This is a genomic window from Nonomuraea sp. MG754425 (assembly GCF_021699195.1).
GTDB lineage: Bacteria > Actinomycetota > Actinomycetes > Streptosporangiales > Streptosporangiaceae > Nonomuraea.
On sequence record NZ_SSXE01000143.1, the window covers coordinates 1 to 15,729 of the forward strand.

Below are 15,729 nucleotides of genomic sequence, written 5' to 3' on the forward strand. Positions count from 1 at the left end.
CCCCCACTCCCGCCCACGCCCACGCCGTCTGCCACGGCGCCCACCATCGGGCCGGTGAAGGCGGCGGCGAAGCGGTGGGCGTACACGTTCGAGCGCCCCAGGTCCGTCTACTGGAAGCAGACTCAGGTCCTCAACGTGTCCGGACATTTCGTGAGCCATCTCGAACTGAATGTCCGTGGCTTCACCGGCGACGGCCGGAAGAAGTGGGAGCGGAACTTCCCCGGCGACCCGGAATCCCCGGACTTCGGCGGCTCCGACGCCGAGCTCCACCAGGCCGCCGGCGTGCTGATCATGTCGTACGAACACCCCACCGAGGACGCCTGGCCCCAGCCCAACGTGGTCGAGGCACTCGACCCCGCCACGGGGCGCACCCTGTGGAAGAACGTCACCTCGCCCTACCAGACCGTCGTCGGCGACACGGTCTACACACCGCTCTGCCGGGGGAAGCAGACCGGGCGCCAGGACGACTGCATGCTGAGCGCGCGCGACGCGCGAACCGGGCGGGCACGCTGGACGATCCCCACCGAGCACGTGCCGTTCGTCCTGGACGGGGACGACACGACGCTGGTGATGCGCACCCAGCCGAAGGGGGTCAGGGGGAAGTTCTGGCTGACCACGCTGGACAAGCGGACCGGAGCCCGGCTGGGCCTGCGCGTCGAGTCACGCGCGTTCGCGGGCGGACAGTCGCTGCCGGCGCAGTTCGGGTCCGCCGTCCACCTGGTGTCCGGCAAGGTGATCCAGGTCGCCGAGGTCCTCGTCCAAGAGGCCGGGCGATGCGACATCGTGGAGGCCGCCCGCGACGCCCGCACCGGGAAGCGGCTGTGGCGCGCCGCCTGGCAGGACCCCGGCTGCGAACACAGCCGCTTCGCGGGCGGCGCGCTTGCCGGCGTGGCCGCCGACGGACGGCCGACACTGCGCGACCCGGCCACCGGCGAGATCACCTGGACCGGCACCGCACCTGGCCGGATCATCGACGCGGACGGCGACGACGTCCTGGTGAGTTCGACGACGAAATACACGGTGTACGGCGACGCGCACGAGTGGTCGGTGGACGCCACCGCGCTCGGCGGCGCGTTCCTGATGAAGGGGCGGCTGCTGGCGACGCGCCGGCAGCAGTCGGCGCTCGCCCTCGACCTGCGTACCGGCAGCCCGCTCTGGCAGGCGAACGGCCGCATCGTGGGGGCGGGCGACGACTGGCTGGCGACGATCGCCAACGACGACGGCAAGAAGACGATCAGGGTCTACCCGCTCTAGCCGCACCCGGCCGGGGCGCGCCCGCGCCCTGCTCGGGTACGCTCGCCCGCCTCTCATGCCGTCCGTGATCCGCCTCCTCGCTGGGCCTGGTCAGGTGGCCTGGCAGGGGCGACGATCGGCCCATGAGCATGGACATGCGCACCCAGGAGCTCGCCGACCGGTTGGAGATCGCCGCCCTGCTGGCGCGGTACACCTACGCCATCGACTCGGGGCGGTGGGACCTGCTCGACGAGGTGTTCAGCAGGGACGCGGTGATCGACTACAGCTCCTCCGGCGGCATCAGGGGCAGCCGGGACGAGGTCAAGGCGTGGCTGGCGGAGGTGCTCACGCACTGGCCGTCCCGGCTGCACCTGGTCGGGGCCGCGTACATCGACTTCGGCGACGGCGAGGCCCGCGTGGTCGCGCCCTTCACCGACACCCTGGCCCCGACGCGGGAGATGGTGGCCGCCACGACCGAGGGCTTCCTGCACGGCGGCGGCCACTACCACCACCGTATGCTCCGCACCCCGGACGGCTGGCGCAGCACCGAACTGGTGGAGGAGCAGAGCTGGCGCACGGTGTGCTGAGACGGTGTGCTGAGAAGGGGGCGACAGGGTCGGCGGACAGGGGTGTGCCTGTTGGGGTAGGCGTCCGGTTTTCGAATAGCGCGGATGCTGTATGGATGACCGGCGAACCTCCCACCGACCTGATCCGCAGCGTCTCACGCGCGCTCCGCGTGCTCGAGGAGGTCTCGCGCGCCGAGCGTCCGTTGCCGGTCAAGGTCATCGCGCGCCGCTGCGGCCTGAACCTGGCCACCTCGTACCATCTGGTCCGCACCCTGTGTTACGAGGGTTACCTGCATCGGATGTCCGACGGCGGCTACCTGCCGGGCTCTCAGGTGGCCGAGCGGTTCCACGAGATGCTGGCGGCGTTCGGCCGGCCGCCGCAGGCCGCCGCCGTGCTGCGGCACCTGGCCGCCGTCACCGGCCACACCGCGTATCTGGCGCGGTTGTCGGAGGAGCGGCTGGTCGTGGTGGACGTGGCCGAGGGACCGCGTTCGCCGTACCTGGAGGAGTTGCGGGCGGGGCTGGAGACGGCGCCGCACGCGACGGCGCTGGGCAAGGCGCTGCTGCTGTCGCTGTCGGCCCGCGCCCGGCGCGCCGTCCTGACCGCGAGCGGCCTGCGCCGCTTCACCTCCTCGACGCCGGCCAGCGTCGAGGACCTGGAGGCGGAGCTGTCGCGATTACGGCCCGGGCAGGTGGTGGAGGAGCACGGGCAGTTCAGGCAGGACGTGGCGTGCGCGGGCGCGGTGGTGCCCGGCACGGGGTGGGCCGTCGGCATCTCGGCCCGGGGGCTGTCCATCCCGCAGATCGCGCGCATCCGCCTGGCCGAGGCCGTCCGGGAGCTGGATGACTCATCACGCCTCCCGGACGGGGCAGAAGGCATGGAGTGAGGGTGATCCTGTTCGGGGCGAGCGGCCTGATCGGGCGGGAGGTGCTCAGGGAGTGCCTGCTCGACGGCCGGGTCACGGCCGTGCTGGCGGTCGGGCGCGTCCCGGCCGGGCTCTCGTGCGGGAAGCTGCGCGCGACCGGGGAGGCCGGCCTGCCTCTCGTCGAGGACGAGTCGCGCGGGTACGACGCGTGCCTGTGCTGCCCGGCCCCTGCCGGGACGGGTGTGACGGGCGGCAGCAGGCGGGCCGCCTGTGACGTCACGCTGACGGCGGCCTCGACGCTGGCGCGGATCAGCCCCGGGTCGCGCTTCGTGTACGTGTCCGGCGTGGACGCCCAGGGGCGGCCCACCGGCCCGGAAGCGGCCGGCCGGGTGGAGGAGGCGCTGCGGGCCCTGCCGCTGGAGGCGTACGCGCTCCGGCCCGGCCCCGTACGCCCCTCCGCCCTGGCTGCGCCGAGCCGGGTGGTCTACCTGGTCATTCGCCCGCTCCACGCGCTGCTGCGGCGGCTGGCCGGGAGCGGGACGGCCGCGGCGGGGCCGATCACGGCCGCGCGGCTCGGGCAGGCGATGATCACGGTGGCCGAGCGGGGGGCGGACCGCCGGGTGCTCGGACCGGGCGACATCGACGCGCTCTGACCTCATGATGGAATAACCCGGGGGACGCGGACGCTACCGTAACCGTCAAAGTTTCAACAGTCTGGGTTGGTGACTAAAATGCAGTTCGGCATCTTCAGCGTGGGTGACGTCACCACGGACCCCACCAACGGCAGGACCCCGACCGAGAACGAGCGGATCAAGGCCATGGTCACGATCGCGCTCAAGGCCGAGGAGGTCGGGCTCGACGTGTTCGCGACCGGCGAGCACCACAACCCGCCCTTCGTGCCGTCCTCCCCCACCACGATGCTCGGCTACATCGCGGCCAGGACCGAGCGGCTGCAGTTGTCCACCGCCACGACGCTGATCACGACGAACGACCCGGTGAAGATCGCCGAGGACTTCGCGATGCTCCAGCACCTGGCGGACGGCCGGGTGGACGTCATGCTGGGCCGGGGCAACACCGGGCCGGTCTACCCGTGGTTCGGGCAGGACATCCGGCAGGGCATCCCGCTGGCCGTCGAGAACTACGCGCTGCTGCACAAGCTCTGGCGCGAGGACGTCGTGGACTGGGAGGGCCGTTTCCGCACGCCACTGCAGGGCTTCACCAGCACGCCGCGCCCGCTGGACGGGGTGCCGCCGTTCGTCTGGCACGGCTCCATCCGCAGCCCCGAGATCGCCGAGCAGGCCGCCTACTACGGCGACGGCTTCTTCGCCAACCACATCTTCTGGCCGAAGGAGCACTTCATGCGCCTGATCAGCCTCTACCGGCAGCGGTACGCGCACTACGGCCACGGCACCCCCGAGCAGGCCGTCGTCGGCCTGGGCGGCCAGGTGTTCATGCGCAAGAACTCCCAGGACGCGGTCCGCGAGTTCCGCCCCTACTTCGACGTCGCCCCCGTGTACGGCCACGGGCCGTCGCTGGAGGAGTTCATGGCCGAGACGCCGCTCACCGTCGGCAGCCCGCAGCAGGTCATCGACCGGACGCTGGAGTTCAGGGAGTTCTTCGGCGACTACCAGCGCCAGCTCTTCCTCATGGACCACGCGGGCCTGCCGCTGAAGACCGTGCTGGAGCAGCTCGACCTGCTCGGCGAGGAGGTCGTGCCGGTGCTGCGCAAGGAGTTCGCCAAGGACCGCCCGGCCGGCGTCCCGGACGCTCCCACGCACGCCTCACTGCTGGCGGCCAGGAACGACTCCGCGCCCGTCGGCGCCTGAACCGGAACCAGAAAGGAGCCCCATGAAGCTCGTCGTCGTCACGGCCGGGCTGACCCAGCCCTCCTCCACCCGCCTGCTCGGCGACCGCCTGGCCGAGGCGGTCGCGCAGCGGGCGGAGGTTGAGGTCAGCGTGATCGAGCTGCGCGACCTGGCCGTGGACATCGCCAACAACTTCGTCACCGGCTTCGCCAACGCCCGCCTGCGCGCGGCGATCGAGGCCGTGACGGAGGCCGACGCGCTGGTCGCGGTCACGCCGATCTTCAGTGGCTCGTACAGCGGCCTGTTCAAGTCGTTCTTCGACGTGATCGACAACACCGCGCTGGCGGGCAAGCCGGTGCTGATCGCGGCCACCGGCGGCACCGCCAGGCACTCACTGGCGCTGGAGCACGCGCTGCGCCCGCTGTTCGCGTACCTCAGGGCCGTGGTCGTGCCGACCGCCGTGTACGCGGCGTCCGAGGACTGGGGCGGCGGCCGGGACGCGTTCACCGACGGGCTCGGCGAGCGCATCGCGCGGGCCGCGCAGGAGCTGGCCGACCTGCTGCTGCGCCGGGCCCCGCGCGGGCCGGAGCCGGAGGCCGAGGTCGTACCGTTCGAGCAGCAACTGGCCGCTTTGCGGCTTGTGGAGTAGTTCCCGGACGGAATCCGGGTTCCAGGAGTATGGTCCGTCGGGACTCTTTCCTGACGATCAGGAGCAGAATGTGCTGACCGCCGGCCTCCTGGCCCTCTCCCTCACCGTCGCGGCCCCGGCCGGTCTCGCCGAGCCGCACAAGAAGGACATCGCCCTGCGGCTGGTGTCCAGCGCGGAGAACTCCTCCCTCGACTGGAAGGCCCAGTACGGCTACATCGAGGACATCAAGGACGAGCGCGGCTACACGGCCGGGATCATCGGCTTCTGCTCCGGCACCGGCGACATGCTGAAGCTGGTCGAGCTCTACACCGAGCGCGCCCCGGACAACGTGCTGGCCCGGTACCTGCCGGCCCTGCGCGAGGTGAACGGCACCGACTCCCACCAGGGCCTGGCGGACTTCCCGAAAGCCTGGCGGGCCGCCGCCAAGGACCCCGTCTTCCGGCAGGCCCAGAACGACGAGCGCGACCGCGTCTACTTCGACCCCGCCGTCCGGCAGGCCAGGAAGGACGGGCTGCGGGCGCTCGGCCAGTTCGCCTACTACGACGCCATCGTCATGCACGGCCCCGGCGCCGACCGGCTGAGCTTCGGCGGCATCAGGAAGGCCGCCCTGGCCAAGGCCCGGCCCCCGGCGCGGGGCGGGGACGAGGTGCGGTACCTGAACGCGTTCCTCGACGCCCGCAAGAAGGCGATGCGGGCCGAGGAGGCCCACGAGGACACCAGCCGGGTGGACACGATGCAGCGGGTCTTCCTCAGGAACGGCAACCTCGACCTCGAACCGCCGCTGAAGTGGAAGGTCTACGGCGACCCGTACACGATCAAGAAGTGAGCGCCCCGGTGGCCCGGGGCGCTCGCGGGCGGGTCAGGGCTTGACGGCGACGACGTCGTAGGCGGTTTCGGGCGTGGGGGTCGTGGTGAAGCGGGCGTTGGGCAGGTAGAGGCGGTGGCCGTGGGCGGCGACCGTCGTGGGCACGTCGAACCTGTCGTCGGTCAGCCGCTTGACCAGCTTGCCCGAGGCGCCGTCGCGGGCCAGGCCGATCACGGCGATCGTGTTCAGGCGGTTCTGGACGGCGTACAGGGTGCGGCCGGCCAGCAGCAGGCCGTCGCCGTTCACCAGGGACTCGCCGCCCAGGTCCACCTCGGTGGTGACGCCCGAGGACGGGTCCACCTCGAACAGCTTGCCGGTGTTGGACTGGACGATCAGCAGCGACCTCCCGTCGGGGCTCGGCGCGATGCCGTTGGCGTTGTTGCCGGTCGTGTACTGGATCGCGCCGCTGAGCGGGATCTTGACCGCCTCGGCGGGCAGCGCGCCGCCACGGCCGAGCTCCAGCTTGTACAGCACCGGGTTGGCGGAGTCGGTGAAGTAGGCGTCGCGGCCGACGAGGATCACGTCGTTGACGAACGACGTGCCGGTGGCGAGCTGGTACGACTTGAGCACCGCCCCGGTGCGCAGGTCGATCACGCGCGCGTTCCCGGCGGTGCCGCCCGCCACGAACAGGCGTCCGTGCCCGTCGGTCTTGAGCCCGAGCGACTGCGTGCCCGGCCCCTTGCTGATCACGCCGCCTTTCCCGGTACGCAGGTCGGCCCGGTAGATGTCGCCGGTCGCGCGGGAGCCGAAGTAGGCGTGCTGGCCCCCGATCGCGATGCCCTCCGGCTGGAATCCGGCGGGCAGCGGGAAGGTGTCGGGTCTGGTCGCGGCCTGTGCGGGAACGCCGCCGAGCAGGGCGGCGATCAGGGCACTGCCGAGTGCCGTCTTCAGGATCGCGGATCTCATGCGGCCCACGATGCCCAAGCGGCCGTCCGCGGCAAAGGCTCGTACGCGGCTTCACAGCGAGTTTTCAGCAACGCCCCGGATCAGGCGGGGCTCCCCGGGCTCGGGCCTCCTCCCGCGGGCGGAACCCAGCGAGTAGGTTGGGACAGAGCCAACCAAACGGGGTTAATCATGTCGAACGGTGCTCGTCATGCTCTGGGAGTGGTCGCGGGGCTGCTCCTTCCGCCTCTCGTCGCCGCCGGCCTGTGGTACGGCGTCGGCGACCTCACGCTCAGGGCCCAGCAGAGTTTCCAGATCTCCTGGGTCGCGGTCGGCGTGCTCGCCGTGACGGCGATCCTGCTGGCCTTCCTGACCGGCTCGCGCCTGTCGCCGGTGGCCTCGCTGTTCGGCGGCCTGGCCTTCGCCGCCGCCGGGGTGCTGCCGTTCGTCGAGACGCAGACCGGGCTGCGGCTGCTGCCCCTCGACCTGCTGCCGCCCGTCGTACGGACCGGGTTCACCTCCGTGGCCTACACGGGGCTGCAGGCGGTGCTCGGCGTGACGCTGCTGGTGGTCTCGTTGTTCCCGACACGCTGGCGGGGCTCCGCCCGCGACTACGCCGAGCCGGTCGAGTACGAGGCGGCCTACGGGCACCCGCCGGCGCCGTACCTGCCGCCGCACAGCGGCCCCGAGGACACCACCCGGCCGATGTACCGGGAGCGTTGAGCCGGACGCGACCTGGCAGAATGCGGCCATGCGCGACTTGAAGATCGTCGACTACCTCGACCGGCTCGCCGACCGGGTGCCCGCCCCCGGCGGCGGGGCCGCGGCGGCCCTGCACGCGGCCCAGGCCGCCGCACTGCTCGGCATGGTGGCCCGCTACACCACCGGGGAGAAGTACGCCGGCCACGCCGAGACCGTCGTCGCCGTGATCGCCGAGACCGACACCCTGCGCGCGCGGGCGCTGCGGCTGGCCGAGGAGGACGCGGCGGCGTTCACCGCCGTCGCCGACGCCTACCGGCTGCCCAAGGGCGAGGAGCGCACCGCCGCCATCGCCAGGGCGCTGGTGGGCGCGGCCGAGCCGCCCGCCAGGGTGGTCGAGACCGCCGCGCGCGTGGTCGAGCTGTGCGAGCTGCTGCTGCCGATCGGCAACCGCAACGTCGTCACCGACGTGGCCGCCGCCGCCGAGTCGGCCCGCGCCGCCCTCACCACGGCCAGGGTGAACGTCGAGATCAACCTCGGCGGCATCAAGGACGAGCGAGTACGCGAAGAGCTGAACATCCGCGTCTCGGGCGTGGACGCGGCCGTCGCCAGGGCAGACTGGGTGACCGCCGAGGTACGCGAGGAGATCTCTTGAAGACGCTGACCGGTAAGGACCTCGCCGCCGCCATCAGGGCCCAGACCCAGGCCGAGGCGGCGGCCGGCCCGCAACCGCGCCTGGCCGTGGTCGTCGCCACGGCCGACGAGGCCAGCCTGTGGTACGTCCGCTCGATCGCCAAGGCGGCGGCCGGCGTCGGCATCGCCTGCGATGTGATCGACCTGGGCCCCGAGGCGACCCCCGAGCGCATCGGCGAGACGCTGGCGCGGCTGTCGGCCGACCCCGACGTGCACGGCCTGATGTTGCAGACCCCGCTGCCCGCCGGCGCCTCGGCGCAGGAACTGGCCGCGGCCATCGACCCGCGCAAGGACGTCGACGGCGCCAACCCGCTCTCGCTCGGCCGGCTGGCGGCCGGGCTGCCCGCGTTCCCGCCCGCCACGGCCGCGGCCGTGCTGGCGCTGCTCGACCACCACGAGGTCGAGACGGCGGGGCGGCGGGCCGTGGTGGTGGGCCGCTCGACCGTGGTGGGCAAGCCGCTGGCGCACCTGCTGCTCGACCGGCACGCCACCGTCACCGTCTGCCACTCGCGCACCCGCGACCTGGCCGCCGTCACCTCGCAGGCCGAGGTGCTGGTCGCCGCCGCCGGGCGGGCCGGGCTCATCGGGGCCGGGCACGTGGCGCGCGGCGCGGTGGTGATCGACGTGGGCACCAACCCGACCGACGACGGCGGGCTGACCGGCGACGTCGACTTCGAGGCGGTCTCGGCGGTGGCGGGCGCGCTCACGCCGGTGCCCGGCGGCGTCGGCCCGGTGACCACCGCCCTGCTGCTCCGCCACACCGCCCGGGCGGCGAACCTGCCGTGACCCGCCTCCGCGCGACGATCTCGCCCCCCGTACGACCCCGCGCGCAACCCCGCGTCCTCGGCGCGGGCGCGCGCATCCACGACCTCAGGCGGAGGCTCCACGTTGGCTGACATCCTCGTCGTCCAGAACAGCAGGAGCGGCGGCCCCAGCCGCATGGGAGTGTGGCTGGAGGAGGCCGGGCTGAAGCTCGACGTCGTGCTCGCCCACGAGGGCGCTCCCCTGCCCGTCCGCCTCGACCACGACGCCATGATCATGCTCGGCGGCGGTTACCTGCCCGGCGACGACGAGCGGGCCCCGTGGCTGCGCGACGCGCGGCGGCTGATGGGGCAGGCGCTGGCCGAAGGGGTGCCCGTGTTCGGCATCTGCCTGGGGGGCCAGATGCTCGCCGAGGTCGCCGGAGGCGAGGTGACCGGCGACGTCGGCGCGCCGGAGAACGGCAGCCTGCCCGTCACGATCCGGCCGGAGGCCGCCGGCGATCCGCTCTTCCACGGGCTGCCGCCGGTGGTGCCCGCGATCGAGCACCACAACGACGCCGTCACCCGCCTGCCCGGCGGGGCCGTGCACCTGGCCGAGACCGAGCGCTGCCCGTACCAGGCGTTCCGGGTGGGCGAGCGGGCGTGGGGCGTGCAGTTCCATCCGGAGGTGCTGCCCGAGCGCATCCGCGAGTGGCGGGGCGACGGGGTCGACCGGGCGGGCCAGGCGCGCATCGAGCGGCCGGGATGGCTGGGCGGGGTGGTCAGGCGTTTCGGATGCGGGCGGCGCTCTGGAGGCCGAGCAGTTCGACCGATCGCTCCCGCATCTCGACCTTCCTGATCTTCCCGGTGACCGTGAGCGGGAACTCGTCCACCACGCGCACGTATCTGGGGATCTTGTAGTGCGCCAGCCGTCCCGCGCAGAACTCCCTCAGCCGCTCGGCCGTCAGCGGGTCCGCGCCCGGCCGCATGATCACCCAGGCCATGACCTCCTCGCCGTACCTCTCGTCGGGGACGCCGATCACCTGCACGTCGGCGATGCCGGGGTGGCCGTACAGGAACTCCTCGACCTCGCGCGGGTAGACGTTCTCGCCGCCCCTGATGACGACGTCCTTGATCCGGCCGACCACGTTGACGTAACCGTCGTCGTCCATCGTGGCCAGGTCGCCGGTGTGCATCCAGCGGGCCGCGTCGATGGCCTCGGCCGTCCGGTCCGGCTCGTTCCAGTAGCCGAGCATGACCGAGTAGCCGCGCGTGCACAGCTCGCCGGGCGTGCCCACCGGCACCACGCGCCCGGTCCCCGGGTCCACGATCTTCACCTCGACGTGCGGCATCACCCGGCCGACGGTCTCGGTCCTGCGGGCCAGGTCGTCGTCCGGCCTGGTCATCGTGGACACGGGTGAGGTCTCGGTCATGCCGTAGCAGATGGCGACCTCGCGCATGTTCAGCTCGCCGACGACCCGCTTCATCACCTCCACCGGGCACGGCGAGCCGGCCATGATGCCGGTGCGCAGCGACGACAGGTCGAAGGAGGCGGCATGCGCCAGTTCGGCGATGAACATCGTCGGCACCCCGTACAGGGACGTGCACCGCTCCTGCTGCACGGCGCTCAGCGCGGCCTCGGGGTCGAAGCCCGGCGACGGGATCACGATGCAGGCCCCGTGCGAGGTCGCGCCCAGGTTGCCCATGACCATGCCGAAGCAGTGGTAGAAGGGCACCGGCAGGCACACCCGGTCCGCCTCGGTGTAGCCCAGCAGCTCGCCGACGAAGTAGCCGTTGTTGAGGATGTTGTGGTGCGACAGCGTCGCGCCCTTGGGGAAGCCAGTGGTGCCCGAGGTGTACTGGATGTTGATCGGGTCGTCGAAGGCCAGCTCGGCCGAGCGGGCCGCGAGCTGCGCCGGGTCGGCCTGCGTCGCGCGCAGGGCGTCCCAGGTCGGGTCGTCGAAGTAGACGACGTCGGCGCATCCGGCCCGCGGGGCGGCCTCCTCGACCATGGCCCGGTAGTCGCTGCCCCGGTGCTCCTGGGCGCTGATCAGCAGCCGCATGCCCGACTGCGCGATGACGTAGCTCAGCTCGTGGGTGCGGTAGGCCGGGTTGACGTTGACCAGGATCGCGCCGATCTTGGCGGTGGCGTACTGGACGATCACCCACTCGGCCCGGTTCGGCGCCCAGATGCCCACCCGGTCGCCCTTCGCGACGCCCCTGGCCAGCAGGGACCGCGCCAGGCCGGCCACATCGGCGTTCAGCCGCGAGTAGGTCCACCGGCGGCCGGAGGGCACGTCCACGAGGGCTTCCCGGTCGCCGAAGCGGGCCACGGTGCGTTCGAGGTTCGCGCCGATGGTCTCGCCCAGGAGCGGAAGCCCGGCGGCGGCGCTGGAGTACGACGGCATGCCCCCAGTGTCGGCCCGCCTCCGGCGGCGCACCAGGGCCGCCCCGGTGCGGATATCTTGGGCCGGGTGCATGTGAAGCAGCTTCACCCCTGGCCCACCGGTGTCGCCGAGGCGGAGGCCGTCCAGGACCGGCTCCGCGGCGCGGTCGAGCTCACCGGGCCGGACACGTTCGCGCTGGTGGCCGGGCTGGACGTGCACTACCACGGCGACGACGCGCTGACCGCCGCGGTGGTCGTCCTCGACGGGGGCACGCTGGAGCCGGTCGAGGAGGTGGTGGCGCACGGACGGGCGGCCTTCCCGTACGTGCCGGGCCTGTTCGCCTTCCGCGAGTTGCCCGCGCTGGTGGCGGCGCTCGAACGGCTCACGGTGACGCCCGACCTGCTCGTGTGCGACGGGTACGGGCTGGCGCACCCGCGCGGCTTCGGCCTGGCCTGCCACCTGGGCGTGCTGACCGGGCTGCCGGCGCTGGGGGTGGGCAAGACGCCGTTCGTCGGCACGCACGAGCCGCCCGGTCCCGAGCGCGGGGCGTGGACGCCGATCGTGCACGACGGCGCCACGGTCGGCCGGGCGCTGCGCACGCGGCGGGAGGTCCGGCCCGTCTACGTCTCGCAGGGGCACCGCATCTCGCTGGACGTGGTCACCGACCAGGTCCTGCGCCTGAGCCCGCGCTACCGGCTGCCGGAGCCCGTCCGCCGCGCCGACCACCTGGCCCGCCACCCGGCCTGAGGTCCCGGGCCGTGCTCAGGCCGGCCGGTGGGTGCCCGAGGAGACCAGGGGCGGGAGGATGGCCTGGGCGTCGGCGCCGCCGAACCACAGGCCGATGACGAACGCCGCCGTCGCCTCCAGCAGCGCCGCCCGTTCCGCCCCGCCGCCGTCCACCGGGACGCAGCCGAGGTCGGCGACCAGCGTGCGCGCGGCCGTCAGCGCCCGCGGGTCGTCACCGCACAGGGGCACCGACAGCGGCCGGCCGTCGAAGGCCGGCGGCGTCATGCGCCACACGTCCACGTGGCACAGGTTGAACGCCTTCACCACGTGACCGCCGGTGACGTCGCCGATCAGCCGGGCCAGGGAGCGGGTGACGTCGTACGCCCCGGGGTCGGCGGCGTTCGTCACGTCGATGAGCGCCTTGCCGCGCAGCCGCTCGCCGGCGGCCCGCAGCGTGCCGAGCAGCCCCGCCTCCCGGACGGCCACCACCACGACCTCGCCGAACGCGGCCGACTCCGCGAACGTCCCGCTCCGTACCCGCCCGGCCGCACCCGCGTGGGCGTCCATCCGGGCGGCCTGGGCCGCGCTCCGGCCCGGGTCGCGCCCGCTGACCATCACCTCGTGGCCCGCCGCCGCCCACTGGGTGCCCAGCGCGTCCGCCATTCCGCCCGCGCCCAGGATCCCGATCCGCATGTCCGTCCTCCGTCTGAAAGGGGATTTACTTCAACAAGTGGGACTCTAGAGATCCCGTCGCGCACCATTCGGTGCCTGTCGAAAGGCTCGCCGTTGTTCCTCGCCGACTGCCAGGCCAGACTCGCCTTCGACCTGATGGGCAACACCTGGAACGCGGTCGTCCTGTGGTCCCTGCGCCACGGCCCGCGCCGCCCCGGACGGCTGCGCGCGGAGATCGGCGGCATCAGCACCAAGGTCCTGACCGAGACTCTGCGCCGCCTGGAGTTCAACGGCCTGGTGGCGCGGCGCGCCTACGCCGAGGCCCCGCCCAGGGTCGAGTACGAGCTGACCGGCCTGGGCCGCTCGCTGCTGGGGCCGATCGGGGCGTTCGGGGAGTGGGCGTCCGACCACGCCGACGAGGTGATGGCGGCGCAGGAGCGCTGGGAGCCCGGCCCGTGACCGGACGTGGACACGAACACTTTACTTGAACGGAGTGTTACTGAATCACTACTCTGGGTAGCAAGACGAGGGTTGTTCATTACCGTTACCCAGGAGGTTCCATGCGCTTCACACCCCGCAGGATCGCCGCCGTCGCGGTCATCGGCGGTGGCCTGACCCTGCTCACCGCCCCGGCGTCGTACGCCGTCGTCGATCCCGTCCACGCGATCACCTGCCTGGCCGCGACCCCGGCCGAACTCACCTCGCTGGTCGACCCGGCCGCCATCGCCGCCGACCCCGCGGCGCTCGCCGCACCGGAGATCCCCGCCACCCACTGCCTCGGTCCCTGACCCGAGAGCTCGGGGCACCGCTCAGGAGCACCCCCTCGACACCGGTACGGGCGGCGCGACCGGTCGCGCCGCCCGCGCCGTCCCCCGAAGAGCAGGAGAGCAAGGAGTTCCGTTGAAGGTTCGAGTCCTGGCAGCCATCGCGGTCGTCGCGCTGGCCGGAGCGCCGCCGATCCTCGAGCATCTCGGCACGGGCAACACGCCGCTCGTCCACGCCGAGACCATCGTCCAGCACGTCAACATCCTGACCTCGTAGTGCGACTCGCGCAGCTCTCCGTGGCCGACACGCCGACCGGGCCACGGCAGAAGTTCAGCGGGCGTGTCGGCTATGTCATGTTCCTGAGCCGCTGGATCCAGGCACCGCTCTACCTGGGATTGATCGTCGCGCAAGTCGTGTACGTGTGGCGCTTCATGATGGAGCTGCTCCACCTCATCAAGCTCGGTTTCGGCGGTCATCCCGCCGAGACCACCGTCATGCTGATCGTCCTCGGCCTCGTCGACGTGGTGATGATCTCCAACCTGCTCATCATGGTCATCATCGGCGGCTACGAGACGTTCGTCTCGCGGCTGCGCATCGAGGGGCACCCGGACCAGCCTCAATGGCTGTCCCATGTCAACGCGAACGTGCTGAAGGTCAAGCTGGCGATGGCGATCATCGGCATCTCCTCGATCCACCTTCTGCAGATCTTCATCAACGCCGCCAGACCGTCCATCACCGACAGAGAGCTGATATGGAAAACCCTGATCCACCTGACCTTCGTCGTCTCCGCGCTGGCGCTGGCCACGATCGACCGCATCATGGCGGCCGGACGCCCGAACCAGAACACCGGAGGTGCCGAGCAGCAGCCCGCGCCGATGGCCCAGGAACGGCTGGCCGCGTGACGCGGCGGCGGGAGCCGTGGCGTTGCCAGGGGCGGGGGATCTGGTGCGGGTGAGGGCCGCGGGGGGCGCGGTGCTCGCGGCCCTCGCGACGACGCTGCTCTGCGGCACCGGCGCCCACGCCGACGGCGAGGCCCCGGCGAGGCAGGGCCCGGCGCCGCTCATCGGCGATGTGATCATCTTCAATGACGAGATCGTCGAGCCGGTGTCGCTGCCGGTGAGCACGTGCGGGGCTGTGGTTCCGGTGCTCAGCAAGGCCCCCGCCGGCTGCAAGGGAACCTCGCGCGTGTCCGACGACGACGCCTGAGGCCGCATGTGCCCGCCCGCGGGGGTGGGCGGGCACACAGTGGCCGGCCCCTCTCAGGGGCCCGGTCTCAGGGGGCCGGTCTCAGGGAGCGCGATCCCGGGTGATGCGCCCGGTTGTCAGCGGGTTGCAAGGAGGTGCTCCAGGACCGCGGCCACGCCGTCCTCCTCGTTCGACAGCGTCCGGTGCGCGGCCGCCGACAGCACCGCCGGGTGGGCGTTGGCCATCGCGTAGCCGGCCCCCGCGTACCTGAGCACGGCCAGGTCGTTGGGCATGTCGCCGAACGCCACCACGTCCCCGGCCCCGACGCCCCGCTCCGCGCAGAGCCGGTCGAGCGTGACCGCCTTGGTCACCCCGGGAGCGCTGATCTCCAGGAGTCCCTCGACGCCCGAGTGCGTGACCTCGGCCAGGTCTCCGACGACCCCCGCCACCGCCGCGAACATCTCGTCCGCCGTGTGCGCCGGCGACAGGGCCAGCAGCTTGACGATGGGCAGGCCCGCGTCGAGGACGGAGGCCACCTCGCGGTAGAAGTCCAGGTCGTGCTCGACGCGCCGGGTGTAGGCGGACTCGACCAGCACGTTCCTGCCGGTCTCGACGGCCAGGCCGACGCCGGGCAGCGCCTGGGCGAGGGCTTCGGCGACCTTGCGGGCCGCCTCGGGGGCGAGCGGGCTGCCGGCGGTGATCTCGTCGGAGGCGATGTCGTACACGATGGCGCCGTTGCTGCAGACGGCGGCTCCGGTGACGCCCGCCTGCCGGGCGATCTCCCGGACGCCGCGCGGCGCTCTGGCGGTGACGAAGATGATCTCGGCTCCGGCCGCGCGGGCGTCCTGGAGCGCCTTTCTGGTACGGGGGCTGACGGTCCCGGCGTCGGTGAGAAGGGTGCCGTCGAGGTCGGTGGCCACGATACGGGGGAAGGTTCGGGTGCTCACACCGGCGATTATCCCGATTCGCCCAGGTGACGTACCCAGGGAGGTCGGG

21 protein-coding genes are annotated in these 15,729 nt (G+C 72.4%); 17 read left to right on the top strand and 4 right to left on the bottom strand.

Annotated elements, in window-relative coordinates; all coding sequences use genetic code 11:
- The 7 genes from FAF44_RS37455 to FAF44_RS37485 all read left to right on the top strand — a co-directional run.
- The coding region (locus FAF44_RS37455) for a PQQ-binding-like beta-propeller repeat protein (protein ID WP_237108100.1) at positions 1-1,254 on the top strand (1,254 nt) is incomplete at its 5' end.
- A 122-nt stretch (positions 1,255-1,376) separates the two neighbouring features.
- Positions 1,377-1,820 (top strand): nuclear transport factor 2 family protein, encoded by a 444-nt coding sequence (locus FAF44_RS37460; protein WP_237108101.1) that lies wholly within the window; start codon positions 1,377-1,379, stop codon positions 1,818-1,820.
- A 95-nt stretch (positions 1,821-1,915) separates the two neighbouring features.
- Positions 1,916-2,686 carry an IclR family transcriptional regulator gene (locus FAF44_RS37465; protein ID WP_237108102.1) on the top strand — a complete coding sequence of 257 codons (771 nt, stop codon included), beginning with the start codon at positions 1,916-1,918 and terminating at the stop codon, positions 2,684-2,686.
- Positions 2,687-2,688: 2 nt separating this feature from the next.
- Positions 2,689-3,318: an epimerase gene (locus tag FAF44_RS37470; protein ID WP_237108103.1), complete on the top strand. Its 630-nt coding sequence runs from the start codon at positions 2,689-2,691 to the stop codon at positions 3,316-3,318.
- A 78-nt stretch (positions 3,319-3,396) separates the two neighbouring features.
- Positions 3,397-4,491: an LLM class flavin-dependent oxidoreductase gene (locus FAF44_RS37475; RefSeq protein ID WP_237108104.1), complete on the top strand. Its 1,095-nt coding sequence runs from the start codon at positions 3,397-3,399 to the stop codon at positions 4,489-4,491.
- A 22-nt stretch (positions 4,492-4,513) separates the two neighbouring features.
- Positions 4,514-5,119 (top strand): FMN reductase, encoded by a 606-nt coding sequence (locus FAF44_RS37480; RefSeq protein WP_237108105.1) that lies wholly within the window; start codon positions 4,514-4,516, stop codon positions 5,117-5,119.
- A gap of 70 nt (positions 5,120-5,189) precedes the next feature.
- Positions 5,190-5,945: a chitosanase gene (locus FAF44_RS37485; RefSeq protein WP_308193447.1), complete on the top strand. Its 756-nt coding sequence runs from the start codon at positions 5,190-5,192 to the stop codon at positions 5,943-5,945.
- 33 nt (positions 5,946-5,978) lie between these two features.
- Here the strand turns inward: FAF44_RS37485 and FAF44_RS37490 are convergent, their stop codons facing one another.
- Positions 5,979-6,890 (bottom strand): superoxide dismutase, encoded by a 912-nt coding sequence (locus FAF44_RS37490; protein ID WP_237108106.1) that lies wholly within the window; start codon positions 6,888-6,890, stop codon positions 5,979-5,981.
- A gap of 198 nt (positions 6,891-7,088) precedes the next feature.
- On the opposite strand from FAF44_RS37490, the gene FAF44_RS37495 reads away from it, so the two are divergent.
- The 4 genes from FAF44_RS37495 (at position 7,089) to FAF44_RS37510 (ending at position 9,857) form a co-directional block, all read left to right on the top strand.
- Entirely contained in the window at positions 7,089-7,589 is a 501-nt protein-coding gene (locus FAF44_RS37495; RefSeq protein ID WP_237108107.1) for a hypothetical protein, read from the top strand.
- Positions 7,590-7,617: 28 nt separating this feature from the next.
- Positions 7,618-8,220 carry a cyclodeaminase/cyclohydrolase family protein gene (locus FAF44_RS37500; protein ID WP_237108108.1) on the top strand — a complete coding sequence of 201 codons (603 nt, stop codon included), beginning with the start codon at positions 7,618-7,620 and terminating at the stop codon, positions 8,218-8,220.
- Positions 8,217-9,044 (top strand): bifunctional 5,10-methylenetetrahydrofolate dehydrogenase/5,10-methenyltetrahydrofolate cyclohydrolase, encoded by an 828-nt coding sequence (locus FAF44_RS37505; RefSeq protein WP_237108109.1) that lies wholly within the window; start codon positions 8,217-8,219, stop codon positions 9,042-9,044. The genes FAF44_RS37500 and FAF44_RS37505 overlap by 4 nt, the downstream gene beginning before the upstream one ends.
- A gap of 102 nt (positions 9,045-9,146) precedes the next feature.
- A complete protein-coding gene (locus FAF44_RS37510) occupies positions 9,147-9,857 on the top strand; it encodes a type 1 glutamine amidotransferase (protein WP_237108110.1) in 711 nt (236 codons plus the stop codon).
- On the opposite strand, the gene FAF44_RS37515 is transcribed toward FAF44_RS37510, so the two are convergent.
- Positions 9,781-11,406: an AMP-binding protein gene (locus FAF44_RS37515; RefSeq protein ID WP_237108111.1), complete on the bottom strand. Its 1,626-nt coding sequence runs from the start codon at positions 11,404-11,406 to the stop codon at positions 9,781-9,783. The two genes, FAF44_RS37510 and FAF44_RS37515, sit on opposite strands and share 77 nt — an antisense overlap.
- Before the next feature lie 66 nt (positions 11,407-11,472).
- On the opposite strand from FAF44_RS37515, the gene FAF44_RS37520 reads away from it, so the two are divergent.
- Complete coding sequence (locus FAF44_RS37520) at positions 11,473-12,132, top strand: endonuclease V (RefSeq protein WP_237108112.1); 660 nt, start codon at positions 11,473-11,475, stop codon at positions 12,130-12,132.
- 15 nt (positions 12,133-12,147) lie between these two features.
- Here the strand turns inward: FAF44_RS37520 and FAF44_RS37525 are convergent, their stop codons facing one another.
- Complete coding sequence (locus FAF44_RS37525) at positions 12,148-12,804, bottom strand: NADPH-dependent F420 reductase (protein WP_237108113.1); 657 nt, start codon at positions 12,802-12,804, stop codon at positions 12,148-12,150.
- 93 nt (positions 12,805-12,897) lie between these two features.
- Here FAF44_RS37525 and FAF44_RS37530 point away from each other — a divergent pair, with 93 nt between their 5' ends.
- The 5 genes from FAF44_RS37530 (at position 12,898) to FAF44_RS37550 (ending at position 14,754) form a co-directional block, all read left to right on the top strand.
- On the top strand, positions 12,898-13,242 hold the full coding sequence (locus tag FAF44_RS37530) for a helix-turn-helix domain-containing protein (RefSeq protein WP_237108114.1): 345 nt from the start codon (positions 12,898-12,900) through the stop codon (positions 13,240-13,242).
- Between the two features lie 101 nt (positions 13,243-13,343).
- Positions 13,344-13,571: a hypothetical protein gene (locus tag FAF44_RS37535; protein WP_237108115.1), complete on the top strand. Its 228-nt coding sequence runs from the start codon at positions 13,344-13,346 to the stop codon at positions 13,569-13,571.
- Positions 13,572-13,683: 112 nt separating this feature from the next.
- Entirely contained in the window at positions 13,684-13,824 is a 141-nt protein-coding gene (locus tag FAF44_RS37540; protein WP_237108116.1) for a hypothetical protein, read from the top strand.
- The gene (locus FAF44_RS37545; RefSeq protein ID WP_237108117.1) at positions 13,824-14,450 is read left to right on the top strand and encodes a TIGR00645 family protein; all 627 of its coding nucleotides are present in this window, start codon (positions 13,824-13,826) and stop codon (positions 14,448-14,450) included. The genes FAF44_RS37540 and FAF44_RS37545 overlap by 1 nt, the downstream gene beginning before the upstream one ends.
- A 70-nt stretch (positions 14,451-14,520) precedes the next feature.
- The gene (locus tag FAF44_RS37550) at positions 14,521-14,754 is read left to right on the top strand and encodes a hypothetical protein (RefSeq protein ID WP_237108118.1); all 234 of its coding nucleotides are present in this window, start codon (positions 14,521-14,523) and stop codon (positions 14,752-14,754) included.
- A gap of 116 nt (positions 14,755-14,870) precedes the next feature.
- Here FAF44_RS37550 and FAF44_RS37555 read toward each other — a convergent pair whose 3' ends face one another.
- Complete coding sequence (locus tag FAF44_RS37555; RefSeq protein ID WP_237108119.1) at positions 14,871-15,680, bottom strand: HAD family hydrolase; 810 nt, start codon at positions 15,678-15,680, stop codon at positions 14,871-14,873.
- Positions 15,681-15,729: the final 49 nt, after the last annotated feature.

Bases quoted from the DNA above. Each gene is read 5' to 3' on its own strand.
- FAF44_RS37475 (WP_237108104.1), top strand. From the start codon at position 3,397: ATGCAGTTCGGCATCTTCAGCGTGGGTGACGTCACCACGGACCCCACC.
- FAF44_RS37490 (WP_237108106.1), bottom strand. From the start codon at position 6,890: ATGAGATCCGCGATCCTGAAGACGGCACTCGGCAGTGCCCTGATCGCC.
- FAF44_RS37515 (WP_237108111.1), bottom strand. From the start codon at position 11,406: ATGCCGTCGTACTCCAGCGCCGCCGCCGGGCTTCCGCTCCTGGGCGAG.
- FAF44_RS37525 (WP_237108113.1), bottom strand. From the start codon at position 12,804: ATGCGGATCGGGATCCTGGGCGCGGGCGGAATGGCGGACGCGCTGGGC.
- FAF44_RS37465 (WP_237108102.1), top strand. From the start codon at position 1,916: ATGACCGGCGAACCTCCCACCGACCTGATCCGCAGCGTCTCACGCGCG.
- FAF44_RS37460 (WP_237108101.1), top strand. From the start codon at position 1,377: ATGAGCATGGACATGCGCACCCAGGAGCTCGCCGACCGGTTGGAGATC.
- FAF44_RS37480 (WP_237108105.1), top strand. From the start codon at position 4,514: ATGAAGCTCGTCGTCGTCACGGCCGGGCTGACCCAGCCCTCCTCCACC.
- FAF44_RS37535 (WP_237108115.1), top strand. From the start codon at position 13,344: ATGCGCTTCACACCCCGCAGGATCGCCGCCGTCGCGGTCATCGGCGGT.
- FAF44_RS37500 (WP_237108108.1), top strand. From the start codon at position 7,618: ATGCGCGACTTGAAGATCGTCGACTACCTCGACCGGCTCGCCGACCGG.